This is a genomic window from Myxococcus sp. CA051A, from assembly GCF_013336705.1.
GTDB lineage: Bacteria > Myxococcota > Myxococcia > Myxococcales > Myxococcaceae > Myxococcus > Myxococcus llanfairpwllgwyngyllgogerychwyrndrobwllllantysiliogogogochensis.
The window spans coordinates 111,977-137,783 of sequence record NZ_JABUMS010000001.1 but is presented as its reverse complement, the minus strand read 5'-3'; the positions used below and the strand labels follow the sequence as shown (position 1 = coordinate 137,783).

General features: G+C 67.2%; 15 protein-coding genes. 11 read left to right on the top strand and 4 right to left on the bottom strand.

The window, feature by feature from the left end; genetic code table 11:
- Nucleotides 1–114: 114 nt before the first annotated feature.
- Together HUA74_RS00465 and HUA74_RS00460 are read right to left on the bottom strand one after the other, a co-directional pair.
- Nucleotides 115–639: a tetratricopeptide repeat protein gene (locus HUA74_RS00465; protein ID WP_141644907.1), complete on the bottom strand. Its 525-nt coding sequence runs from the start codon at nucleotides 637–639 to the stop codon at nucleotides 115–117.
- Nucleotides 640–645: 6 nt separating this feature from the next.
- On the bottom strand, nucleotides 646–2,130 hold the full coding sequence (locus HUA74_RS00460; protein ID WP_174452993.1) for a hypothetical protein: 1,485 nt from the start codon (nucleotides 2,128–2,130) through the stop codon (nucleotides 646–648).
- Nucleotides 2,131–2,322: 192 nt separating this feature from the next.
- Here HUA74_RS00460 and ruvX point away from each other — a divergent pair, with 192 nt between their 5' ends.
- Together ruvX and mltG are read left to right on the top strand one after the other, a co-directional pair.
- Nucleotides 2,323–2,793 carry a Holliday junction resolvase RuvX gene (gene ruvX / locus HUA74_RS00455; protein WP_174452992.1) on the top strand — a complete coding sequence of 157 codons (471 nt, stop codon included), beginning with the start codon at nucleotides 2,323–2,325 and terminating at the stop codon, nucleotides 2,791–2,793.
- Complete coding sequence (gene mltG, locus HUA74_RS00450; RefSeq protein WP_174452991.1) at nucleotides 2,790–3,851, top strand: endolytic transglycosylase MltG; 1,062 nt, start codon at nucleotides 2,790–2,792, stop codon at nucleotides 3,849–3,851. Before ruvX ends, mltG begins: the two co-directional genes overlap by 4 nt.
- A gap of 7 nt (nucleotides 3,852–3,858) precedes the next feature.
- Here the strand turns inward: mltG and HUA74_RS00445 are convergent, their stop codons facing one another.
- Complete coding sequence (locus HUA74_RS00445) at nucleotides 3,859–5,442, bottom strand: glycosyltransferase family 39 protein (RefSeq protein WP_174452990.1); 1,584 nt, start codon at nucleotides 5,440–5,442, stop codon at nucleotides 3,859–3,861.
- Nucleotides 5,443–6,061: 619 nt separating this feature from the next.
- Between HUA74_RS00445 and HUA74_RS00440 the strand changes: the two genes are divergently transcribed.
- Genes HUA74_RS00440 through HUA74_RS00430 form a run of 3 tightly spaced genes read left to right on the top strand, consistent with a single transcriptional unit; the run spans nucleotide 6,062 to nucleotide 10,795 of the window.
- Nucleotides 6,062–8,125: a PrkA family serine protein kinase gene (locus HUA74_RS00440; RefSeq protein WP_141644902.1), complete on the top strand. Its 2,064-nt coding sequence runs from the start codon at nucleotides 6,062–6,064 to the stop codon at nucleotides 8,123–8,125.
- Between the two features lie 26 nt (nucleotides 8,126–8,151).
- Complete coding sequence (locus tag HUA74_RS00435; RefSeq protein WP_141644901.1) at nucleotides 8,152–9,261, top strand: DUF444 family protein; 1,110 nt, start codon at nucleotides 8,152–8,154, stop codon at nucleotides 9,259–9,261.
- A 40-nt stretch (nucleotides 9,262–9,301) separates the two neighbouring features.
- Nucleotides 9,302–10,795, top strand: a complete 1,494-nt coding sequence (locus HUA74_RS00430; protein ID WP_141644900.1) for a SpoVR family protein — start codon at nucleotides 9,302–9,304, stop codon at nucleotides 10,793–10,795.
- 64 nt (nucleotides 10,796–10,859) lie between these two features.
- On the opposite strand, the gene HUA74_RS00425 is transcribed toward HUA74_RS00430, so the two are convergent.
- The gene (locus HUA74_RS00425; protein ID WP_254624896.1) at nucleotides 10,860–11,918 is read right to left on the bottom strand and encodes a serine/threonine-protein kinase; all 1,059 of its coding nucleotides are present in this window, start codon (nucleotides 11,916–11,918) and stop codon (nucleotides 10,860–10,862) included.
- Nucleotides 11,919–12,132: 214 nt separating this feature from the next.
- Between HUA74_RS00425 and HUA74_RS00420 the strand changes: the two genes are divergently transcribed.
- From HUA74_RS00420 to HUA74_RS00395, 6 genes are all read left to right on the top strand, one after another.
- Entirely contained in the window at nucleotides 12,133–13,032 is a 900-nt protein-coding gene (locus HUA74_RS00420; protein ID WP_174452989.1) for a sigma-70 family RNA polymerase sigma factor, read from the top strand.
- Nucleotides 13,033–13,265: 233 nt separating this feature from the next.
- A complete protein-coding gene (locus HUA74_RS00415) occupies nucleotides 13,266–14,648 on the top strand; it encodes a S8 family serine peptidase (protein ID WP_174452988.1) in 1,383 nt (460 codons plus the stop codon).
- Nucleotides 14,649–14,708: 60 nt separating this feature from the next.
- Complete coding sequence (locus tag HUA74_RS00410; protein WP_254624856.1) at nucleotides 14,709–16,568, top strand: Hint domain-containing protein; 1,860 nt, start codon at nucleotides 14,709–14,711, stop codon at nucleotides 16,566–16,568.
- A gap of 147 nt (nucleotides 16,569–16,715) precedes the next feature.
- Nucleotides 16,716–20,366 (top strand): choice-of-anchor A family protein, encoded by a 3,651-nt coding sequence (locus tag HUA74_RS00405; RefSeq protein WP_174452986.1) that lies wholly within the window; start codon nucleotides 16,716–16,718, stop codon nucleotides 20,364–20,366.
- Nucleotides 20,367–20,414: 48 nt separating this feature from the next.
- The gene (locus tag HUA74_RS00400; RefSeq protein ID WP_174452985.1) at nucleotides 20,415–24,509 is read left to right on the top strand and encodes a M36 family metallopeptidase; all 4,095 of its coding nucleotides are present in this window, start codon (nucleotides 20,415–20,417) and stop codon (nucleotides 24,507–24,509) included.
- A gap of 93 nt (nucleotides 24,510–24,602) precedes the next feature.
- The gene (locus tag HUA74_RS00395; RefSeq protein WP_174452984.1) at nucleotides 24,603–25,784 is read left to right on the top strand and encodes a M23 family metallopeptidase; all 1,182 of its coding nucleotides are present in this window, start codon (nucleotides 24,603–24,605) and stop codon (nucleotides 25,782–25,784) included.
- The last annotated feature ends 23 nt before the right edge of the window (nucleotides 25,785–25,807 follow it).

Genomic DNA, 25,807 nt, shown 5'->3' with positions numbered 1-25,807 from the left:
GGCAGGTGGGCTCCCCCATTTCCCGTTCCCTCTCCACCCGAGCCCACCCGCCGACAGCCGCCGCCGGGCCACTCCCCCGAGCGCCGGCGGCACCACACCCACCCCCGCGCCCAGCTACGGCTGCTGGGCGTCCTGCTTCAGCTTCTCCACCGCCACCAGGGTGATGGCCTTCACCAGCGCCCTCGCCCGGCGGCCCGCCGCCGTCTCACCGTGCGGATCCACCTCCACGGCGTTGGAGAGGTCCGTGAACCCCTGCCGCTCCCCCTTGCGCAGGTACAACTCCCCCCGATTCGCCAGCGCCACCGGATGCGCGGCATCCCTCGCCAGCGCCGCGCTGTACTCCGCGATGGCTTCCTCCAGCCTCCCGAGCTTCTGGTACACGGTGCCCAGCGCCGCGCGAGCCCCCGCGTCCCTCGGGTTCCCCGCCACCAGGCCCTCGAAGAGGATGCGCGCCTCCTCCAGTCGCCCCGCCGCGGCCAGGTCACACCCCACCTGCGCAATCGCCTTCGCCTCCTCGAAGGTCATCCCCTCCACCTCCGCCCACGTCGCCTCGCCCCGCGCGAAGGACTTCATCCGCTGCACCGCGCCGCTCTCCATCCGCATCGCCTCAGCCCCTTCGTGTTTGATGACGCGTCCCATGGCTCCTCAGGCCCCGCGCAGGTTGGAGATGGCCGTCTTCGCCATCTCGTTGAACTTCGCGGACATGTTGCTCATCAGGTCGAACATGGACTTGCGCTTCTCCAGCAGTCGCTGAAGCCGCAGCTCCAGTTCGCGCATGTTCCCGTCGAGCGTCGCCGCCTTCTTCTTGTCCGCGTCCGACGTGCCCAGCGACGCGCGGTCCTCCCCCGCGCTCGCCATGCTTTCCATGACCTGGAGAATCTCCGCGTCCGTCTCCGTGGAGATGGAGCCGAGGATGGCCTGCACCTTGTCCTCGATGCTCATGTTCGGGTTGTCGACGATGGAGCGCGCGCTCGACACCTTCGTCGGCGATGTGCCCGGCTTCGCGCCTCCCGACAGCTCCAGCTCCGCCTTCACATCCAGCAATCCGATGATGCCGTCGCGGCCGTCGATGCCCGCCGCCATCTCCAGCCGGTCGAAGTACAGCGGGTTGTCCTTGAAGAACTGCGCGGCCTTCTTCAGCGTCGAGGACGCCGCGGGGCTCAAGAGCAGCGCCGCCATGTCCTCGCGCGTGACGCGGTCATCCTTCGTCCCCGCCGCCGTGTCGAACGTGCCCCAGTTGTCGCGCAGCACCGCCACCGCCTCGAGGTACTCGCGAAAATCCGGGTCCTTCGACGTGGGCGGCTTGCCACCGCCACCCACCGGGCCCGTTCCTCCACCCGTGCCCGGTGACGAAGTGCCCGGCGATGGGCCTCCCGTGGACGGAGGACGCGTGCCCGGTGAAGGAGTGCCCGGCGATGGGCCTCCCGTGGTGGGAGGGCGCGTGCCTGGCGTCCCCGTCGAGGGCGGACACGTCTCCGGCTCGGGCTTCGGCGTCCGAGGGCGCTCCGGTCGTCCGTAGCGAGCGAACTCCTCGCCCACGCGCTTCAGCTCCGAGCGCACTCCCGACAGCTTGATGCGGTCGTCGTTGTACAGCCGCCCCACCACCGGCATGAACCGCGCGAGCAGCCCGCTCGAATCCACCCGCTCGAACAACGCCGCGTTCTCCGTCAGGAAGCGGGCCGCGCTTCGCAACTGCGGGGACAGGCTCGCGTCGTTGGCCGCGCGCCGCAGTTCGTCCTTCGACAGCGAGCCGGACTTCTTTCCATCCGCGAGGTCCAGCTGGTCGAAGTTCGCCTCGAGCACCTTCAGCGCGTCCTCGTAATCCAGCATCTTCGGGTCCAGCGCGCTGGTGCCCGTGGGAAGGATTGCCGCATAGCCCTCCGTCTTCGCCGCCGCTCCCCCCGAAGCCGACGCGTACTCCGTCTTCGCGGGCGGGTTCTTCTTCAAGTCCTCCGCCACCCCCACCACGCCGCTCGCCGCCAACAACACGTTGCCCGTCGCGACGCCCGCCGCCGTCTTGATGGAGTTGGAAACCAGGGGCGGCAATCCCCCCGCGTCACCCGCCCCATTCATCGCCGTGCCCTCCGGGCTGGCCAGCAGGTTCGTCGCGCCCTTCAGAAAGTCCACCATGAGCCCTCCCGCGCGGCGTGTTGGAAGCCGTGCCGTGCGATGGGCCGTCGGGTTTGCAGAGAGGATGCCGCCTGACGGCTCGCACGTCGTCGCAGCGAATTCCGTCGGTTAGCCTGACTGACAGGCAAGGCGCGTCCCCGACGTCGGACGGAGCGGTCCGCGACGGAGGATTGCGGTTATGGTCCCCGGCACATGCGCACCTTCGGTTTGGACTTCGGAACCAAGACCATCGGCGTGGCCGTCTCGGATGGCCTGGGTCTCACCGCCCAGGGCGTCACCACCATCCGACGAACCTCGCTCAAGGCGGACCTCGCCGCCCTCGGCGCCCTGGCGCGCGAGCACGAGGTGGACCGCATGGTCATCGGACTGCCCCTCAACATGGACGGCTCCGAGGGCCCGCGCGCGGAGGCCTCGCGCAAGTTCGGGGACGCCGTGGCCCGGTCCCTCGGTGTCCAGGTGGAGCTGTGTGACGAGCGCCTGTCCACCGTGGCCGCCACCCGCACGCTCCTGGAAGCCGACGTCAGCCGAGCCCGCCGCAAGGAGGTCATCGACCAGGTGGCCGCGCAGTTCATCCTCCAGGGCTGGCTGGACGCCCGCCGCCCCCCGGAGACGGCACTGCACGCGGATGACTACGACGACTACGACTCGGAACCCTCGGAGTGAAGAAGGCCCTGGTCGCCGTGCTCGCGCTCGCCGTCCTCGCGGCGGCGGGCGTGGGAGGCTGGTACTTCCAGCAAGCGCGCCACCTCGACGACTTCGCCGACACGCCCTCCGCGCTGCCCGCGCCCGTGACGGTGGACGTTGCTCCTGGCACGGGGCCTCGCGCGCTCGCCCGGCTCCTGGCGGCCCGAGGCGTGGTGCCGGACGAGGAGCGGACCTATCGCTACCTGCGCCAGGAGGGATTCGGGCCCCGACTGAAGGCCGGTGAGTACGAATTCCAGGGCTCCATCACTCCGGCCCAGGTCCTGGAGAGAATCGTCACCGGTCAGGTGAAGTTGCACCGCTTCACCGTGCCGGAGGGACTGCGCGCGGAGGAAATCCTCCCCCTGCTCGCGGCATCCGGAATCGGCCTCAACCTCCAGAAGCTCGAAGCGCTCACCACCGATGCGGCCTTCCTGAGAGAAGCAGGCGTGCCGGCGAAGTCCATCGAGGGCTTCCTCTTCCCGGACACGTACACCTTTTCCAAGGGCGTAGGCGAAGAGGCCGTGCTCGGGAAGATGGTGGCGCGAGCGCTGGAGGAATACGGGAAGGCGGACGCGGCGAGGCAGCCGGGCGTGAAGCTGAGCCTGCTGCAGACCTTCACGCTCGCTTCCATCGTGGAGAAGGAGACGGGAGCGCCCGAGGAGCGTCCGCGCATCGCCTGCGTCTTCCACAACCGACTCCGCAAGGGCATGCGCCTGGAGACGGACCCCACGGTGCTCTACGCCATGCGCCTCTTGCGCGGCGTCTTCACGAAGAACCTCACCCGCGCGGACCTCCAGACGCCGCACCCGTACAACACGTACAGGGTGTCGGGCCTGCCTCCGGGCCCCATCGCCAGCCCGGGCGCCGCGGCGCTCCAGGCCGCGCTCGCGCCCATGGCCTGCGAGGACCTCTTCTTCGTGTCACGCAACGACGGCACGCACCTCTTCTGCCCCACCTACGCCTGCCACCAGGCGCTCGTGAAGCAGTGGCAGGTGGAGTTCTTCCGCAAGCAGCAAGCAGCGCCCCGCAAGCCCTGAGGCCCCCCTACTCGCGGCGCCGGTACACGTGCAGCGGCGCGATGAACCCCTCGACCTCCTCGTAGCCGACGCCATCCAGCGTCAGCGTGCGGCCCTCCAGCTTCACGCCGGGGTCCTTCACCAGCGAGCCCTGGTCGAAGCGCACCAACACCTCCGGCCGAGCCTCCGCCAGCCGCTTGCGGAAGGTGTCCCAGCGCACGCGGGCGATGCGCTCCTCGGGCAGCCCCGAGAAGAAGGCCACCTGCAGGTCCATGTAGCTGGGGTCGTCGTCGAGGGCCACCGCGCCCCCCTTCGCCGCCACCTGCTCCTTCACGAAGTCCGCCACCCGCATCACCGGCACCGGGTTGGTCGACGTGGGACTCACCGGCCGCAAGGAGTCCTGCAGCCGTCCCTCCGCGTGGAAGGTGAACAGGCCCATGGCCACCGGCAGCGCCACCGCGAGCACCGCCGTCACGCCCACCACCGCCTTGCGCAGCCCCTCGCCCTTGCTGCCCACCAGCGCCGCGAAGCCGAAGGCCACGAACACCGGCAGCACCACCAACTGCGTCACCGTGAAGCGCCCCAGCGGCACGAAGTTCAACAGCACCACCGCGCGGAACGTGAAGTACGCGGTGGGCACCACCGCCGCCGCCACCAGCCAGCGCGTGTCCGGCCGCGCCTTCCACGCCTTCACCATGCCCACCATGCCCAGCAACGCCACGCCCGGCGACAGGGTGAGCAGCGCCACCCCGGGCCAGAAGAACAGCTGTTGCACCCGCCACCCGATGGCGGCCCCCGAACCCGCCGAGGACAGCACCCAGTTGCGATGGAAGTCCTCCACCGCCTTCACGGGGAAGAACGGGTCGCCGTGCATCAGCTCGTTGCCCTGCATCCACAGCAGGGGGAACGGCAGGCACGCCAGCCCGAAGCCCACCGCGCGCGTCAACGCCGCCACCTTGTCCTGGCTGCTGAAGACCAACGCCACGCAGAGCAGCGGGATGTACATCCACGCGTCGTAGCGCAGCGCGCACGCGAGGTTGAGCATCAGCGCGGCCTGGAACAGCGGCGCGAAGCGGTTCTCGTCCACCGCTTCCGCGTACAGCGCGAAGGCGGCGAGCATGAAGAACAGCGACACCGCCTCGCTGCCCGCCGTGGTGGAGAACTGCAGATGCATGCCCCAGGCGGCGAAGGCCAGCCCGGCCACCACGCCCTCGCGCCAGCCGAACAGCCGCCGCGTCAGCGCGAACAGCGGCACCACCGACAGCACGCCGAACAGCAGGCTCACCACGCGCCCCGCCACCTCCCTGTCGAACACCGACAGGGCCACGCCCACCAGGTACAGGTGCAGCGGACCGAACTGGTACGCGCCATCCCCGTACGCGGTGATGAGGTGCGGCTCGCGCAGCCAGCGCTCCGCGAGCTCCGTGCGCACCACCGCGTCGCCGTAGAGATTCTCGTTGAGGAAGAACACCACCAGCCGCGGCAACAGGGCCACCACCAGCAGAATCCCCACGAGCCAGCGCGTGCTCGGCTCGTGCGCGGGGGTGGGGACCGCCGCGAGGCTCGGCACGGGGGACGAAGGGTGGGAGACAGGAGTAGGTGCGGTCGCCATGACGCGCGGCAGGATACGCAGGCACGGCACAAAGCCAAGCTGGCGACCCCCGCTTCCGCCGCCCTCGCCCTCCCAGCGACTTCACCCTCAGCGAAGCCCGCCCCGAAACGCCCGGAGCCTCACCGCGCGTGCGTCTTCTTCCAGCCCGCCCACCGTACGCAAATGGGCGAAGGTATCACCCTCCAGGCCCGGGTCGCCCGCCTGGCTGCCGCTCTTTCCTCGCACGAACGCAAACCCTGACGCCGACATGTGGAGCGAACGGAGACGCCGCCCCACAACCAGCGGACAGTTGGCCCTTCCGCGGGCGCCCGAAAACCCTTCAGGCGTTCAATACCCCTCGCGTTCGGGGGGGGCACCTACCCCCTCGCCAGCGCCGCCCTATAATCACCTCTGCCTCTTCACCCCGTGGAGGGGGCGCGCCTGGTCGGCGTCCTGCCCCTGACACGAGCGTAACGCGCGGTCCCATTCCGCGGCGGGGTCCCGAATTGGCTGCAGGGCTGTCGTGCCTGGGACCTCGGCGGGATGGTTGTGGAATGGCAATCCAGCCCTCCAGGTTCACCATTCTGGCCCCCTCGGGTGTGAACATTTCGCACCCCTGGACGGCCCCCGAGGGAGAGACATGAGGGACGCTGAAAAGGGTTCGTGGGTCTCCAGAATCGCCGCGCTCCAGGACGCGAAGACCTACGCGGAGCTCACCTGGGAGGGCTCATTCGAGGACTACCTCGAAATCGTCCGCAAGAACCCCAAGGTGACACGCACCGCCTTCCAGAGGATCTACGACATGATCCTCAGCCACGGGAAGACGGAGTACATCGACAACAAGAAGAAGCTCATCCGCTACCACTTCTTCAGCGACGAGAAGTTCGGCGGCCGCGACGCCATCTTCGGCCTGGACGTGCCGCTGATGAAGCTGGTGAACGTCTTCAAGTCCGCGGCCCAGGGCTACGGCACCGAGAAGCGCGTCATCCTGCTGCACGGCCCCGTCGGCTCCTCCAAGTCCACCATCGCCCGCCTGCTCAAGAAGGGCACGGAGGACTACTCCAAGACGCCCGAAGGCGCCGCGTACACCTTCTCCTGGACCACCGACAAGAAGCTGCCGGATGGCACCACCGTGAAGGAGAAGATGAAGTGCCCCATGAACGAGGAGCCCCTCAACCTCGTTCCCCGGGAGTGGCGCCCCAAGGTCTACGCGGAAATCTCCCCGCCGGAGTCCGGCCACACGATTCCCGACGGCTCCGAGCTGTGCCCCGCGTGCCGCTTCGTCTTCAAGGACCTGATGACGCAGTACCACGGTGACTTCGCCCGGGTGATGGACCACATCCACGTCCACCGGCTCATCTTCAGCGAGAAGGACCGCGTGGGCATCGGCACCTTCCAGCCCAAGGACGAGAAGAACCAGGACTCGACCGAACTCACCGGCGACATCAACTACCGGAAGATCGCCGAGTACGGCTCCGACTCCGACCCGCGCGCCTTCAACTTCGACGGCGAATTCAACATCGCCAACCGCGGCATCATCGAGTTCGTCGAGGTGCTCAAGCTGGACGTCGCGTTCCTCTACGACCTGCTCGGCGCGTCGCAGGAGCACAAAATCAAGCCGAAGAAGTTCCCGCAGACGGACATCGACGAGGTCATCCTCGGCCACACCAACGAGCCTGAGTACAAGAAGCTCGAGAACAACGAGTTCATGGAGGCCTTGCGTGACCGCACGGTGAAGATTGACGTGCCGTACATCACCAAGCTCGCGGAGGAGGTGAAGATCTACGAGAAGGACTTCAACTCCCGCGCCATCAAGGGCAAGCACATTGCCCCGCACACGCTGGAGATGGCCGCCATGTGGGCCGTCCTCACCCGCCTGGAGGAGCCCAAGAAGCACAACCTCTCCCTCCTCCAGAAGCTCAAGCTCTACAACGGCAAGACGCTCCCCAACTTCACCGAAGACAACATCAAGGAGCTGCGCAAGGAGAGCAACCGGGAGGGCCTGGAGGGCATCTCTCCGCGCTACATCCAGGACAAGATTTCCAACGCACTGGTGAGCGACAAGGGCGAGGGCTGCATCAACCCCTTCATGGTCCTCAACGAGCTGGAGGCGGGTCTCAAGACGCACTCGCTCATCAGCAACGAGGACGCGCGCAAGCGGATGAAGGAGCTGCTCACGTCCGTGAAGCAGGAGTACGAGGACATCGTCAAGAACGAGGTCCAGCGCGCCATCTCCGCCGACGAGGACGCCATCGGCAAGCTGTGCGGCAACTACATCGACAACATCAAGGCCTACACCCAGAAGGAGAAGGTCAAGAACAAGTACACCGGCCTCTACGAAGAGCCCGATGAGCGCCTGATGCGTGCGATTGAGGAGAAGATAGACATCCCCGACAGCCGCAAGGATGACTTCCGCCGCGAAATCATGAACTACATCGGCGCGCTGGCGGTGGAGGGGAAGACCTTCAACTACCGGACGAACGAGCGGCTGCACAAGGCGCTGGAGCTGAAGCTGTTCGAGGACCAGAAGGACAGCATCAAGCTGAAGAACCTCGTCTCCTCCGTCGTGGACAAGGAGACCCAGGAGAAGATCGACCTGGTGAAGGACCGGATGATGAAGAACTACGGCTACTGCGAGATCTGCTCCACGGACGTGCTGAACTTCGTGGCGAGCATCTTCGCCCGCGGCGACGCGAAGGAGTAACCACCTCAGGAGAAGGGCGAGCCGTCGTGACCTTGAAGATCCACCAGGACCATTCCCGCTTCAAGCAGATCGTCCGCGGGAAGATCAAAGCCAACCTGCGCAAGTACGTGCAGAAGGGCGAGATGATTGGGAAGAAAGGCAAGGATGCCATCAGCATCCCCATTCCCTTCATCGACATCCCTCGCTTCAAGTACGGCCACAAGGAACAGGGCGGCGTCGGACAGGGAGAGGGCGAGGTGGGTCAGCAGCTCGGCCCCGGGGCGGTGGAGCCCGGGGAGGGCCACCAGGCCGGCCAGGGCGAGGGAGACCACGCCCTGGAGGTGGACGTCACGCTCGAGGAGCTGGCGCAAATCCTGGGCGAGGAGCTGTCGCTGCCCAACATCGAGCGGCGCCACAACGAGAAGATCGTCACCCAGAAGATTCGCTACACCGGCATCAACACCACCGGTCCGGAATCGCTCAGGCACTTCAAGCGCACCTTCAAGCAGGCCCTGCGGCGGCAGATCGCCGCGGGCACGTACGACCCCGCGCGCCCGGTCATCATCCCCACGCGAGAAGACCGCCGCTACCGCAGCTACAAGCTCCAGGACCTGCCGGAGACCAACGCGGTCATCATCTACATGATGGACGTGTCCGGCTCCATGGGTGACGAGCAGAAGGAGATCGTCCGCATCGAGAGCTTCTGGCTCGATACGTGGCTGCGTCATCAATACAAGGGCCTGGAGGCGCGCTACATCATCCACGATGCGGTGGCGCGCGAAGTGGACCGCGACACCTTCTTCCACACCCGCGAGTCCGGCGGGACGATGATTTCCAGCGCCTACAAGCTCTGCCGGGACATCATCCTGGCGGACTACCCCAAGAGCGCGTGGAACATCTACCCGTTCCACTTCAGCGACGGTGACAACTGGAGCGCGGACGACACGCGCCAGTGCATCGAGATGCTGCGCAACGACGTGCTGCCCAACGTCAACCAGTTCGCCTACGGACAGGTGGAGTCCCCCTACGGCAGCGGCCAGTTCATCAAGGACTTGCGCGAGGCGGTGGGAGACACCCCCAACGTCGCGCTCAGCGAAATCGCGGACAAGGACGCCATCTACGCGTCCATCAAGGACTTCCTCGGCAAGGGCCGCTGACGTCTGGCCTCCCCCACGTGCCCCTCGGAGAGACTTCCCGATGCCCAAGAGCCTCACACCCCGTCTCGCCGCGCTGAGGGACGAAATCCACGGCTACGCGAAGGAGTTCGGCCTCGACTTCTTCGACACCGTCTTCGAGATGGTGTCCTACGACGAGATGAACATGGTGGCCGCCTACGGCGGCTTCCCCACGCGCTACCCCCACTGGCGCTGGGGCATGGAATACGAGCAGCTCGCGAAGGGCTACGAGTATGGGCTCAGCAAAATCTATGAGCTCGTCATCAACAATGACCCTTGCTACGCGTACTTGATGGAGAGCAATCCGGAGGTGGACCAGAAGCTGGTCATGGCCCACGTCTACGGACACTGCGACTTCTTCAAGAACAACTTCTCCTTCCGCCACACCAACCGGCGGATGATTGACGAGATGGCCAACCACGCCACGCGGGTGCGCCGCTGGGTGGACAAGATTGGCGTGGAGAAGGTCGAGGACTTCATCGACCGCACGCTCAGCCTGGAGAACCTCATCGACCAGCACTCGCCCCACATCCGGCGCAACCCGGACCCCCGGCGGGCGGAAGACGAGCTGAAGGCCAACGAGCGCGTGGAGGGCTTCAAGGTCGGCCGCGAGTACATGCGCGGCTACATCAACCCGTCGGAGTTCCTCGACTCCCAGCGCAAGAAGGTGGAGGACGAGAAGCAGCGCGCCAAGAAGTTCCCCGAACGCCCCCAGCGCGACGTGCTGCTCTTCCTGCTGGAAGAGGCGCCGCTGGAGCCGTGGGAGTCGGACATCCTCGCGATTCTGCGCGAGGAGGCGCATTACTTCGCGCCGCAAGGCCAGACGAAAATCATGAACGAGGGCTGGGCCAGCTACTGGCACTCCACCATCATGACCCGCCGCGCCCTGCGCGATGACGAAATCATCGACTACGCGGACCACCACTCCGGCACCATGGGCACCCGCCCCGGCGCCATCAATCCCTACAAGCTGGGCATCGAGCTGTGGCGGGATATCGAGGAGCGGTGGAACAAGGGCCGCTTCGGCAAGGAGTGGGACGAGTGTGACGATTTGCGCGCCCGCCGCTCCTGGGACAAGAAATCGGGCGCTGGCCGCGAGAAGATTTTCGAGGTCCGCAAGCACTACAACGACATCACCTTCATCGACACGTTCCTGACGCCCGAATTCGCGATGGAGCAGAAGCTCTTCGTGTATGGCTTCAATGACAAACGCAACTCGTGGGAGATTCTCGACCGCGAGTTCCGCAAGGTGAAGAGCAAGCTGCTCCAGGGGCTCACCAACTTTGGCCAGCCCATCATCGAAGTCGTGGACGGCAACCACGAGAACCGGGGAGAGCTGCTGCTCGCGCACAAACACGACGGGCAGGACCTCAAGGGCGACTACGCCCGAGAGACGCTCAAGAACCTCCAGTCCCTCTGGCGCCGGCCCGTCAACATCATCACCCGCTATGACAACAAGGGCGTGATGCTCCGCTTCGACGGGACGACGCAGACGGAGAAGAAGGTCGAGCTGTAGCGTCCCGCGCCGCGGCCCTCGCCGGGACGCTGACGCAGGCTCACCAGGCGGCGGCGTGAAGCCGTCAGAGCGTGGTGAGCCCTTCCCAGGGTTGGACGGCCCCCGGAGAAGCCCTCTCCGGGGAAAAGGCCGCTTCGCCTCCAAGCGGTGTCATCAGGCGCTCCAGCGCCAGGCACAACGCGTCCGCGAGGCCGAAGCGCCCGGCGGGGTCGTCCGCGAGGCAGCGCTCGATGGCCCCCGCGAAGTCCCGGTCGATTCCCGGCACCAGCTCCGTCAACGGCACCAGGCTCCCGGCTCGCGGCCCTGCCAGCGGCGCGGTGGCGGTCGGCCTCACGCGGGGAACCTTGCCCGTGCAAAGCTCGTACAGCAGGAGGCCCAGCGCGTAGAGGTCACTCTGCGGCGTGGCCGCCGCGCCCAGGCGAACCTCGGGCGCCATGTAGCGAGGCGTACCGACGACGCCCGGCACGGCCCAGGGCGTCGAGCGGTCCGTCCCCACGAAGGCGGCCAGCCCGAAGTCGAGCAGCTTGATGGTGCCGTCTGAGTCCAGGATGGCATTGCCCGGCTTGAGGTCACGGTGAAGCACACCGCGCTGGTGCGCGGCCCTCAGTCCCCGTGAGAACCCCAGGGCGATGTCCAACACGTAGCGCCAGGGCAAGGGCAAGGGCAGCTCCGCCAGGCTCTTCCCATCGACGTATTCGTACACCAGATAGGGCCGCCCCTCGATTTGACCGGCGCGGAAGACGGTGACGACATTCGGGTGCTTGATGCGCGCGATGGCCCGCGCCTCGATGGCGAAGCTCGCCAGCGTGCTCGTGTCCGGCTGGAGCGCGACGCTGAGCTTCAGCGCGACCAGCCGGTCCAAGGACGTGTCGTGCGCCAGATACACGGCCCCCATCCCCCCGCGCCCCAGAAGCCGCATCAATCGGAACTCGTCCAGCTCCGTCGGCGGCGTCCACGTCTCCCCCAGGGGGGGCATCCGATGCGGAGCGAACACCGACTCCGCCGGGTCCAGGTGAAACGCCTCGCTGCGCACGACGGCCACCAGCAACTCGCGGCAAGCCGGGCACGCCGCGGCATGGTGATGGACCCGGGCACGCGCCCCTGTCTCCAGCCCCCCTTCCATCAGGGCCACCACCTCTTCTTCGCACAGGCAGCTGGATGAAAGGATTTGCCACCCCCCTGAAGCACCCCGGGTGAAGCCTCGCACAAAACGGGCCTCATTCGGAAAACCTGGAAACTCGCCCTTTTCATGCCCAAAGACGACCTTCACCCAGATTACCCTGCCTAGCCAGCAAGGTCATACGCTGGGATATAATGGTGCCCAGAAGGGGGGGGGCTTGGCATTCGCACCGTTATTCCTCGCGCGCATCGGCACTCGCGGCGAAGGGGCCCAGCCCCCTGACGGCCTCGAGCAGCAACTGCTGCGTTGCTGGAGGGCGGGCAGTGAACAGTGGCCAGACATCCCCCTGGGCGCCGACGCCTTCGTCTGTCATCTGGCCACCCACGTCCCCCACCGGGCGTCAGGCGACGCGCTGGCGCACCTGCTCGCCCAGCTCGTGCCAGCGGACCTCTTCCTCGCGTGTGCGTGCGCGGAGGGCCTTCCCTCGGCGCTCGCCGCCTTCGAGCGACACCACATGGCGAGCCTGCCCTCCGTGCTCGCGCACATGCGGCTGTCCCCCGCGGTGGTCGACGAGGTCCGCCAACGCGTCCGGGAGCGGCTGCTGGTGCGCGGCCGAGGCGCACCGAAGATCGCCGAGTACTCCGGTCGGGGCACCCTGGCCAACTGGGTGCGGGTCATCTCCCTGCGCACGGCCTTGAGCCTGCTCCGGACGACCCACGACGAAGGCCCACTCAGTGACGCCCTCCTGGAGCTGCTCCCCGCCCCCCACTCGGACCCGGAACTCGAGGTCATCCAGCGCCGCTACCACGACGAGTTCCGCCGGGCCCTGGAGGACGCCTTCGCCGCCCTCCCCAGCGAACATCGCTACCTGCTCCGCCTGCACTTCGTGGATCACCTCTCCACGACCAAGATTGGCGCCCTCTTCAGCGTCAACCAGTCCACCGTCTCCCGGTGGCTCCAGAGCGCCCAACAGGCCGTGCACGACGAGACGCGACGGCTGCTCATGGAACGCCTGGACCTCTCCTCCCAGGAGTTCACCAGCGTGCTCCGGACCGTGGAGAGTCAAATCAATCTCAGCCTCAGCAGCATCCTCAATGAAAGTATTCACTCTAAGTGAAATTTGAGAATCTCTGCATAGGTTGAAGCCAGCGGGCGTCATTAACTCGCGAACATTGCGTTGGCACCCCGTCCCCGGAGTCGCCGTCTAGCGGATTCCCGTGGGTGCCTGGCGCCACACGGCCTCGGCCTCGAGCGGTCTCCCCCGCCGCTCCCCCACTCCAGCACATCCACCTGGCAGCGGAGCCCCGTTGCCATCGCGCCACCAGTCCACCTGCCCCACGCGGAGACGACATGCGATCCCCACAGCCTCACTTCTTCCGCGGCCCTCGAAACAGAGCCCAGGTCCTGTCCGCGCTCGCAACCCTCGCCCTGGTGGGGAGCGGCGGCTGTGAGCGACAGACGCAAGAGCCCCAGGCCGACACGAGCCTCTCTCACGAGCGCGTGCGCCTGGCGAAGGCACCCGACGACCTGCGCATCCCCGATGAGTACATCGTCGTCTTCTCCGAAGGGGTCACCGGGATGGCCATCGACGCGGCGGCGAACCAGATCGCCCGCGCGGGTGGAGGCAACTCGCTGATGCACCCGTACTCGGTCATCCCCGGGTTCGCCGCGCGGCTGGACAAGGCGGAGCTCGACCGGCTGATGCGAAACCCGGGCGTGGCCTCCATCCACGAGAACCAGCAGGTCTCGCTCACGGGGCTGGTCCCCAGCCCCGCGGATGGCATCGACCGGGCGGACCAGCGCCAGGGCCACGACGGCACCTACAATGACCATGGCAGCACGGGCGCCGGGGTCCATGTGTATGTCCTGGACACGGGCCTCAACGCGGAGCACTCGGAGTTCTCCGGCCGGGTGGGCGAGGGGTTCACCTCCGTGGTCGACGGCCTGGGCACCGACGACTGCAACGGCCACGGCACCCACGTGAGCAGCACCATCGCTGGCACCCTCTACGGGATGGCCAAGGAGGCCACCGTCCATCCCGTGCGGGTGTTGCGCTGCACGGGCAAGGGAAGCTGGGCTGGCATCATCGCCGGCCTGAACTTCGTCGGGACGCACTGTCCCCTCCAGGATGGGCCCTGCGTCGTCAACATGAGCCTGGCCGGGGAAACGTTCGTCCCCGTCAACACCGCGGTGGCCAACCTGGTGAATCAGGGCATCACCGTCGTGGTCGCCGCTGGCAATGACAACGTGGATGCCTGCACCCGCTCCCCCTCGAGCGAACCCAAGGCCATCACCGTCGCGGCCGTCGACGACGCGGACACCCGGGCGGGGTTCTCCAACTGGGGGCAATGCGTGGACCTGTTCGCCCCGGGCGTGAGCATCCTCGGTGCGTCCATTGGTGACGCGGTGGCCACCCACGTCGACGACGGGACCTCCATGGCCAGCCCCCACGTCGCGGGGGCCGTGGCCCAATACCTGAGCACCCACCGCTCGGCCACCCCGGCGCAGATCAACACCAACCTCAAGGCCTCGGCGACCCTTGACTGCGTGCTGCATCCCCAGAACTCGCCCAACGTGCTGCTCTTCAGTGACTTGAACCAGGGCAACTTCGTCTGCGCGGCGCCTGGAAGCTGCGTGGGGCTCTGCGGCGAGGCCGCGGACGGCTGCTTCTGCGACCCGGGCTGCGCGGAGTTCGGCGACTGCTGCCCCGACTACGCCCAGGTGTGTGAGTAATTTGAACGTGTCTGGATGTCCTTGACGGCGGTCTGAAGCGGAGGAGGCACTATGATGGGAATGCGTCGTTTTCTGGTGATGGGTTGCACCACGGGACTGGCGTTGCTGTCGGGCTGCACGTCGGCGCCCCGGGATGAACAGGTGGCGAACTTCGGCCGCACCAGGCAAGGAGTGGGAGATGCCTCGCGGCTGACCAAGGCCGAGTGGGCCACGTACCAGGCAGACCAGAGCTACCTGCACGGCATCGCCAAGCCCGACGTCCGCATCCGCCTGAACCTGGCGGACCCGGCGCAGTACCGCTTCGCGCTCGCGCGGCTCAAGATCGCCGGCAAGACGCCGGAGAACTCTCCCTACCTGTTCGAGGCGATGGAGACGCGGCACCGCGAGCACGTGGCCCTGGGCTACAAGCCGGGCCTGCTGCCCGTGAGCAAGGACCTCGCGGAGAACTCCGCCGCGCGGCAGGAGCAGCACGTCATCGCCGCCGCGAGCACGGGTGAGGACACCGACGTCCTCAACGATGGCACGGGCACGTCCACGTCCTCGTTCCCGGGCGGCTCCTTCTACACCTATACGGACACGACCTATACCGACACCACGGGGTACCCGCTGGGCGAGCTCATCTGGGGTGAGCAGTACGACCTCGGAACGAACGTGACGGTCAACGCCAAGGGCAACCTGGCCCTGACCCGGCTCACGCGCTACCGGATTGCGTCCTACAAGGCCGAGGACACCGTGGAGGGCTTCACGGACTCGTACGTCTTCAAGGAGGTCGGCTCCGACGTCGCGACCACCACCACCCAGCAGCCGCGGCTGAACCTCCCGCCGATCATCGAGGCGCCGCTGGACATCAAGTTCAACGACAACCTCATCTCCGTGTGCCTCAACCGCACCTGGACCCAGGACTGCGACTACGACCTGACGGGCAATCCCCAGTCCGTCAAGCTGCCGTTCAAGGGCAACGTCTCCATCCGCAGCGCGCACACGTTCAACGAGGCGGTCATCAATCAGTACCGCGTCGACCTGAACAACAACGTGGCGCGTCCCGACTCCGGTCACATCAAGCTCATCCTCACCAACGTGGGCGGCGGCTGCGATGTCACGGACACCAACACCCTGCAGGCCAAGATGGCGCAGTTCTGGAACCGCGTGACGCTGAGCTCGGACAAGAAGACGCTCTACTGGGACATGACGGAGGCCAACGCCGCGTTCTTCGACGACGGCTGCCGCCAGGTGCAGGACTCGGTGAAGCTGACGGCGCAAATCACGCTGCCGCTCGTGCTCGTCTCCGGCACCGTCTCCACGCCCTACCAGTCCTCCATCACCCTGAGCAACGACGACCTGGTGGACCGGCCGAGCTACTCCTTCAAGAAGCTCACCATCACCAACAGCTGCCTGGCGGCGGGGACTGAAATCGAGCTGGCCGCGGGCAAGGTCGCGCCCATCGAGTCGGTGAAGGCCGGTGACCGGGTGCTCAACCCGCACCAGCCCGCGCTCACCGTCATGGACACGGCCATCGGCGTGGAGACCGTGCCCATGGTGCGCATCCGCAGCGAGTCCGGCCGCTCCCTGCTGATGACGGAGATGCACCCCATCCAGGTCATGGCGCGCGGCATGGTCCAGGCCCGCTCCCTGAAGAAGGGCGACGTGGTCATGACCAAGACGGGCCCCAGCAAGCTCGTCGACGTCAGCCGCGAGCCGTACGCCGGCAAGGTCTACAACGTCAAGGTGGGCTCGGATGCGGAGAAGCTGGCGCTCGCCGCGGACCAGACCGTCGTCTACGCCAACGGCTTCGTGGTGGGTGACGGCCAGATTCAGCAGAAGTACGAGTCCATCGCGATGACGAGCAAGGACGGCAATGTGCTCGCCCACCTGCCCAAGAAGTGGCACCGCGACTACGTGATGTCCGCCAAGCGCAAGTAGAGCGCGCCTGGCTCGCGGCCTGAGTCAGGCCCCTGCTCGGAAGACCCGGCCACCCAGTGGGAAACCGCTGGGTGGCCGTGCCCGTTATCGCCCACCGAAGCCCGCATCCCACGTGCCACACCAGCTCAACACCACGGAGTGAACCTGATGCAGACGCGCACCGTTCTCCTGCTCCCGTTTGTCGTAGCGCTCGCCGCGGCGTGTGGTGACGCCAGTCTCCCTCCGCCCGAGCCGGAACAGCCACGAGCCTCCAGGCTGCGCGCCGAGGCCAGGACGGAGCGTCTGCGCCTCGCGGGCCAGTTCATGGCGCCAGCGCCAGCAACCTCCAGCACCCTGAACGCCACGGCCGCGGCGCTCGCCGCGGCCATGGACGCTCCCGCGGGGACCACCGCCACGCTCACGGCGCCCGCGGATGACTCGGCGCTCGTGCTGCCCACCTTCGGGGTCATCAAGCCCCGCATGGGAAACACCCTGGCCGTCCTGAGCACCGGCACCATCAACCAGCATGCGACGCGCGCCACCGAGCCCGGCACGGACTTCACGCCCACGGGAATCGAGGGGGACGCGGTGACGCTGCGGCTCACCTTCAACGTGCGCGCGGGAATTTCCCGCATGTCTTTCGACTATCGCTTCCTGAGCGCCGAGTCGCCCGACTACGTCGGCAGCGAATTCAATGACGTGTTCACGGTCCGGGTGACCGATGCCACGAACACGCGCATCATCGAGCAGACGTCGGTGAACAGCGCCGAATTCTTCGATGCCTCCGCCACGCGCGCCGGAGGCTCCGGGTTCGACCTGCTCGCCGACGACCCGGATGGCATCGACTACTTCCCCATCACCTACCCGTCCACCATCCCCACGTTCCCGGACATGGGCATCACCAACTACAAAATCATCAACATTCCCATCAGGGGCGGTGGGCCCGTCACCCTCGAGTTCTCCATCCAGGACCTCGGGGACGGCATCCTGGACTCGGCGGTGGTCCTGGACAACATCACCTTCGGGACCTTCCAGGTGGTCGACCCGAACCCCGAGCTCATCGACAGGAGCTCGCGCACGGTGTCGCAAGACCTGGAGGCGCTCGCGAACGAGGAGAACGGCGCCTCCATTCGCGCGGTGGTCGCCGATGGCGAAACCAAGCTCGTCGTGCGCGCCAAGGTCAGCGGCGCTGGAAACATGGTGTTCTCCGTGCCCGCCGCCACCGGGAACCCGAACGGCGTCTTGAGCGCCATTGGGAGTTCCACCGTGAGCAACACGGTGTCGGTCCCCGCCGTGCAGCTCAGCACGGGCTTCTACGCGCTGGCGCTGTATACGAGCCCCGAGGACTTCAACAACGGCACCTCCGCCGGGGTCAACAAGCGGACCACGACACTCTCCGCGGCCTTCACCCCGACGGGAGGGACCGCTGTCACGGAGACGCTCCCGCTCAACATCATCCGCCCCCCCCTGGTGGTCGTTCACGACATCTGGTCCAGCTGCCTGTTCTGGACGGGCAGCGCCCGCATCTCCGGCAACCCCCTGTTCGACGTCACCTGTGCGGACTACGCGCTCTACAATTCGGCGGGCATCGAGTCTCCGCAGAACGTCGACGTCGTCTCGAAGGCCGTGGACGAAGCCTTGACCGAGCACCGCCATGACAATGTCGCCGTCACCCAGGTCGACGTCATCGGCCATGGCATGGGCGGATTGATGGCCCGCAAGTTCGTCGACCGGACCGACTACCACGACGACTCGAACCTCGGAAAAGGCTACTTCAACCGGCTCATCACCGTGAACACCCCCCACCTGGGCACGCGCATCGCGGACGAGGTCGTGAGGATGCGAACGTCCTTGAACGCATCGGAGATGACCGCCGTCAGGAACATGTTGCGCAACTTCGGCGTCAAAATCGACGGGGCCGAGGGAGGCGCCATTGATGACCTCGTGACGCAGAGCCCGACCATCAACAGCATCCAGACCACCCCGGTCCCATCGCATGTGCTGGTCGGCACCGGAGGAAACACCATTGAGCACGGTACCGCCTTCGAGATGCTGCTTCCCTCCACCCGGACGCTGTACATCAACATGCAGAACAGACACCCCTACACCAAGGGCGCCGAGTCCTCTGTGAAGGACAGGCTCATCCTGACCAAACTGGACACCGTCACAGGCAACAAGAGCCGCATCTTCTGCGACGACCCGTACGACCTCTTCCTCGCCGAGGCAGACCAGCGGGGAGGGCTCGCCAACAACAGCACCAGCACCCCATTGACCACCTTCCCGGTCGTCAGCGGCGACAACGACTCCGAACACTTCCAGGTCATGAGCAACGACGCCCAGGACAACCGGATCGTCGAGCTGCTCAACAGCCCCGTCAAGGGCCCCTTGTTCGCCACGTCCATGCCCGCTCCAGGACTCCTGACCCGGGAGAACAGCTGCCCGCCCACCCTGGCGCCCCTCGAGGACAGCCCCCCACCCCCAGAGCCGCTCCCCTTGCTGGCGGGCGCCATGCAAATCGTCTCGCCGGCCGCGGGCACGCCTGTGACGCCGGGGAGCCTGATAACGGTGAGCCTGCAAGGCACCGGAGGCTTCCTACCCGTGAGCGCGCTCGTCGGAGGCGTGGGCCACGGGGCGTTCATGAAGACCGCGCCCTTCACGACCCAGCTCCGGATTCCGAGGGATGCCATTGGCACGGTGACGCTCACCGCCTATGGCTTCGATGCGACCGGCACCTCCGCGGAGTCCCCTCCGCTCGTGCTTCCCGTGACCACCACGGCGAGGCTGACGTCCATCTCCGTCATCAACGGCGACTCCACGCTTCGCGGCGTGGGCTCGACACGGCACCTGGTCGTGGTGGGCCACTATGACGACGGCGTGAAGCGCGACATCTCCTCGCCCGCGCTGGGCACGGTGTACTCCGCGTCCAACGCGGACGTCGCCACGGTGACCCTGGGTGGAACCGTGACGTCTCAAGGCGTGGGGCTCGCCACCATCGTCATCCGGAATGGGGGCCTCCACACCAGCATCACCGTGAAGGTCAGCGAGGGCAGCACCCGCCAGTGTCTCGATGTCCACCTGGGGGACTACAACCTCTTCGTCCAGGAGGACTATCGCGAGGGCATCGACGTCGGAGGACAGGTGGCCGCCGGCGGCAACATCTCCCTCAAGGACTTCCAGGTCGGCTGGAAGCTCCCCGCGACGGAGACCACCAACGTCCTGGTCGCGGGTGGCAATCTCATCCTCAACAACGGCACGGTCTGGGGCAATGCCAGATATGGCGGACAGCTCCTTCCCCAGGGCTCGGTCGTGGTGAACCGCGGCACCGCGGCGCGAGGCAATCCCATCGACTTCGCCGCGCGCTTCACCGCGCTGCGCGCGCTCTCCACCCGCCTGTCCAACCTGCCTTCCGCGGGCACCGTCATCATCGAGAGCTGGGGGGGCGTCCTGCTGCGCGGTGTCAACCCCGAGGTGAATGTCTTCAACGTGGAGGCCAGCGTGTTCACCAACGCCACGCTGCTCTCCCTCGAAGCCCCCGCCAACTCCCTGGCTGTCATCAACGTCCGCGGAATCACGGCGCGCTTCGCCAACTTCGGACACGTCTTCACGGGTGGCATTGACGAGCACGGCGTCCTCTTCAACTTCCCCGAAGCAACCGCCATCACCGCCTTTGACTATGGCTTCTACGGCACAGTCCTTGCACCCAATGCCCATTTCAGCTTCGCGAACGGCAGTTGGGTGGGAGGAATCTACGCACGCTCACTGATAGGCAATGCTGTTGGCCATATCAGCCGGCTGCGGGATACTACCATCTGCCAGTAAGGGCCGGCGCTCCCGTCAAGGGAAGGCAGTGAATCCGTGGGGGGTCAAGTGGCCAAGAGTCTTGTGAGCAGTGTTCCCACCGTGGTGTGGGCCCTGGCGATAGGCACAGGGTGTGCGGTGGAACTCCCCACGGGAAGCGCTCCCGACCCGAGCAGACAGGTCGGGAGCGCCGCGGCGCTCCCCTCCGTCGCGGTCGTCTCTCGCGACGTGGACCGGAACACTCCGACCCTGGTGTGGGCCGAGCGCGCCACGTCGCGCCCGAATCCCAGCCATGACACCCCCGAGGCGGCCGCGCGTGCCTATCTGGAGCAGCAGGCGCCGCTGTATGGATTGTCCCCGGCCGACCTGCGCGCGGCGTATGTCCATCGCGTGCATGACATTGGCCGGGGCGGAATCATCGTCTTCTTCAGGCAGCGCGTCGCGGGCCTGGAGGTGGTGCGCAATGAGTTGAAGGTGCTCCTGACCCGGGACCTGGCGCTCGTGGGCCTCACGGGCCACCTGAGTCGTGGGGTGGAGCGCGCCCAGCAGCTCGCCGGCTCCCCCCTGACGACCGCCAGTCCCCGCCAGTCCCCTGGCGAGGCGGTGCTGAGCGCGCTCGGGGACATGTATGGCCAATCCCTGGCGGGTGAAGTCCACGAGGTGCGTCACGCCCAGGCGGGGGGCTCTTTCTTCGACTTCGTGCCCGACAGCGTGGACAAGCGCTCCGGTGTCTCCCTGGTGACTCCGGCCCGGGTCAGGCAGGTGTACGTCCCCGTGAGGGGTCAGCTGCTCCCAGCCTACTCGGTGGAGCTCCTCGCCGAGCGCGCGGGGGATGAACACCCGCGAGGACATGGCTACCTGCTCCACGTGGAGGATGGGCGCGTGCTCCATCGCCGCGACCGCGTCATGGCGGACGCGTTCACGTACCGCGTCTGGGCGGATGCGAATGGCGTCCCGCTGGACAGCCCCCAGGACGACTACACCCCTCACCCGAAAGGCGAACCCGACGGACGGGAGCCGGGATTCACCCAGCCGATACAGGTGTCCGCGGAGGGATTGGTCCACCCCGGCACGCTCCAGGTGGACCCGTGGCTGCCCGCCGGGGCGACCCGGACCGCTGGCAATAACGTGTGGGCCTACGCCGACCACTACAGCCCGGACGGCTTCTCCGAGGGTCCCGCCGGGAAGGACACGCAAGCGTTCGTCACGCCAGGCACGCGAGACTTCCCGCATGAATACGACACCAGCGCCGCCCCCCTGGCCTCTCAAACACAGACATCCTCGTCGGTGGTCCAGTTGTTCTACACCACCAACTGGTTGCACGACTATTTCTACCTCTCTGGCTTCGATGAACAGGCGGGCAACGCTCAGACCGACAACCTGAATCGAGGCGGAGAGGCCAACGACAGGTTGCTGGCCGAGGCCCAGAACCAGGGGCCGGATGCGCGGGCGCGCAACAATGCCTTCGCCTTCGTCCCCTCGGACGGGGTGTCTCCCCGGCTGGAGTTCTACCTCTGGGAGACACCGGAGGTCCGCGAGTTCTCCGGCACGGGTTTCTCATACACCACCGGCAAGGCCGCGTTTGGCGCCCGGGACTTCAACCTGCAGAAGCCCCTGGTCCTCGCGGATGACGGGCAGGCGCCTGGAGAAGACGGGTGCCAGCCGCTGGTGAATGCCAACGCGGAGGACGCCATCATCGTGGTCAACCGGGGTGGCTGCACGGACGAGCGCAAGGCCATCCACGCGGAGGCCGCCCTGGCGGCGGGCCTCATCGTCATCAATCACGTCCCCGGTGCCCCGGCGCCCACCCTGTTCGAGGGAGACCCGGCGCCCAATCCCTCACTTCCGGTGCTGTCCCTCTCCTACGAGGATGGACAGGCGCTCAAGGCGCTGCTCGCGCAGGGCCCCTCGCAGGGGACCATGAGGCGCGCGGCCAGCGCCGACAGGGATGGCACCCTGGACAACACCATCGTGGCCCACGAGTGGGGGCACGTGCTCTTCCATCGCCTGGCCGAATGCTCGACGCCGCAGTGCGACGCCATGAGTGAAGGCTGGAGTGACTTCACGGCCCTCCACCTGATGCTGCGCGAGAATGACAACCTGGATGGGACGTTCGCGGTGGGCGGCTTCGCGGCCCAGCTCCGGGGGGAGAGTTCCTACTTCGGTGTCCGTCGGATTCCCTACTCGCGGCTGGCGACGAAGAACGCGCTCAGGTTCCGGCACGTCACCCAGGGCACCGCCCTGCCCGCGACCCACCCGGTGCGCGCCAACGCGTTTGGGAACGCCCAGATGCACAACGCCGGCGAGGTCTGGGCCAGCATGCTCTTCGATGGCTACCTGGCCCTGGTCGCGCAGAGCCGGGGGAACTCGCCGCGCATCCCCTCCTTCGCCGAGGCCAGGCGACGCATGGCCGACTATGTGGTCACCGGGATGATGCTGGCGCCGGTGGACGCCACCTTCACGGAGCAGCGGGACGCGCTGCTCATGGCCGCCGCGGCGAAAGACCTCCAGGACATGGAGCTGCTGGCCCAGGCCTTCGCGGACCGCGGCGCCGGCTCCTGCGCGGTGTCGCCGCCACGCGACTCCGTGGGCTTCAGCGGGCTCGTCGAGGCCCAGCACCTTCAATCCGACCTGAGGCTGGAGGGCGTCACGCTGAAAGAAGGCGCGCGCTCCTGTGACAACCACGACGGGGTGCTGGATGGCGCGGAGACGGGCAGAATCGAAGTCACCGTCAGGAACCACGGCCCCGCCGACGCCTCCTCCGCGAGAGTGACGGTCTCCAACGGCCCGACGACCCTGCTGTTCCCCCAGGGGAACTTCGTCACCGTGGACGTCGTGGCGCCGTTCTCGGCCCGGACGGTTTCGATTCCAGTCGAGCTGGCCCTCTCGGTGGGTTCGGCGAGCATCGCGCGCTACGACGTCACCCTCGACAGCGCCACCTCCTGCCAGACGTCCTCCACCCAGCAGCACACCGCGCAGCTCGACTATGACCTGGTCCCGTCCGTGACGGACAGGGTCGAGGGCCACCGGAGCACCTGGGTGCCCGACGTGCTCGAAGGTGAAGCAAGCCAGACCTGGCGCATCCAGGAGTCGCCGCGCGCTCCGGGGGACCGCATCTGGTTCGCGCAGGATGCCTTCGACTTCGCGGACACGGCGCTGCAGACCCCGGAGATGGTCATCCCCGCTGGCAGGCGGTTCAGCCTGTCGTTCGAGCATCGCCACTCCTTCGCCTACTTCACCAGCGAGCACACCGGCGTGACGGACTACTGGAACGGGGGCGTCATCGAGTTCACCCGGAACAATGGTCAGACCTGGCAGGACGTCAGCACCCTCGTCACCGCGGGCCTGGACTATGGCGGCCCCCTCGACACGGAGACCGGCAACAACCTGGGGGGCAGACTCGCCTACGTGAAGGAGAACGCGGCCTGGCCCAACACCAACACCGTCACCCTGGACTTCGGGACCCGGCTCCAGGGCAGCACGGTGAAGCTGCGCTTCCGCCTGGGCTCGGCCCTGGCGCTCGAGGCCCACGGCTGGGAAATCGACAACATCACCGTCCAGGGCGCCACCGCGCCGCCCTTCCTGAAGCTCGCCGCGGACGTCGGCACCTGCCATCCCCGCGTCGTCGTCGGAGTGGACCAGACCGTCTTCAGTGGCGACCCGGTGACGCTCGATGGCGAGGGGAGCACCGACCCGAATGGAGACACGCTGGCATTCACCTGGAAGCAGCTCACGGGCCCCACCGTGACGCTGGATGTGAGTGACCCGGAGCGGCCGGGCTTCACCGCGCCCACCGTCCAGGTGGACACGGACCTGACGTTCGAGCTGACCGTGAGTGACGCGGAGCTCTCCGCCTCCGCCCCGGTGAAAGTCACCGTCCGGCCACGCCCCGTCGTCGTGGACGCGGGCCAGGACGCCGGCCCCGACCCTGAACCGGACGCCGGCGCTGATGCGGGCTCCGACGCGGGGACCGACGCCGGCTCCGACGCGGGGACTGACGCCGGCTCCGACGCGGGGACCGACGCCGGCCCCGTGCCCGAGCCTCCCAAGCGCCCCGGTGAACACACGGGCTGCACCAGCTTCGGGGGCGGCGCGGGGCTCGCGGGGCCTCTCGGAATGCTCGGCGTGCTGCTGCTCATGGCCCGGCGCCGGCGCCGGAGCTGACTCGGCGAAGCAGCCAGGCAGGCAGGCTCGGGAAAAACCCGAGCCGCCAGTTGGGCAGGGGCGCGAGTGTCCACTACACTCGCTCCCCGCCCCATGCGACTTGCCCCCCTCTTCGCCCTGGCCGCCCTGCTGACCGTGTCCTCCGCTTCCGAGGCCGCCGTCCGGTACGACATCAAGAATCGCCGGATTGAACCGCGCCAGACGTTGGCGGGCGCGCTGCATGAGGCCCAGTTACCCGACGCCCAGGTGACCGCGGTCATCTCCGCGCTGGAAGGCGTGTTCGACTTCCGCAAGTCCCGCGTGGGAGACCAGTTCCGCATCGTCCTGCGCGATGGCGAGCTGGACTTCTTCGACTACCGCCAGAGCCTCGTCGACGAGTGGCAGGTGCGCCGCGACGGCGAGAAGTACGTGGGCAGCAAGCGCTCCATCGAAGTCGAGAAGCAGGTGTCCGTCGTCTCGCTCGAAATCCAGACGTCGCTCTACGAGGCGGCGGTGGACGCGGGCGAGGACCCGGCCATCGGCATGGTGCTGGCGGACGTGTTCGCCTGGGACATCGACTTCTACCGGGACGTGCGCAAGGGCGACACCGCGCGGGCGCTGGTGGAGAAGTTCGTCTCCAAGGGCCGCGTGCTGCGCTACGGCGAGGTGCTCGCCGCCCAGTACGTCGGCGGCCTCGTCGGCCCCAAGAAGGTCTACCGCTACGTCCTGCCGGACGGGCAGCCCAACTACTTCCAGGAGGACGGCGCCAGCGCGAAGAAGACCTTCCTCAAGAGCCCGCTGAAGTACGCGCACGTCACCAGCAAGTTCGGCTCGCGCTTCCACCCGGTGCTCCAGTACCTGAAGAACCACAACGGCGTGGACTACGGCACGCCCATCGGCACGCCCGTGTGGGCCGTGGCGGACGGCACGGTGACTCAGGCGGGCTGGGCCGGCGCGGCCGGCAACATGGTCGTCCTGCGCCACGCCAACGGCTTCGAGACGCAGTACATGCACCTGTCGAAGGTGGGTGAGGGCGTGCGCGTGGGCGCGCGCGTCAGCCAGAAGCAGGTCATCGCCTATTCGGGCAACACCGGCCGCTCCACCGGACCGCACCTGCACTTCGGCATGAAGCGCGGCGGCGGCTACACCAACCCGCTCAACCAGCAGTTCCCCCGCGCGGACCCGCTGCCCAAGACGCTCCTGCCGGACTTCCTCGCCAAGGCGCAGGAGCTCGCGGGACAGATGGAGGCCGTCTCCGTGGCCGCCGTCGCCGGACAGGCCCCCGTGGCGCCCTGAGGCGGCACCGGGGCCGTCAGCGG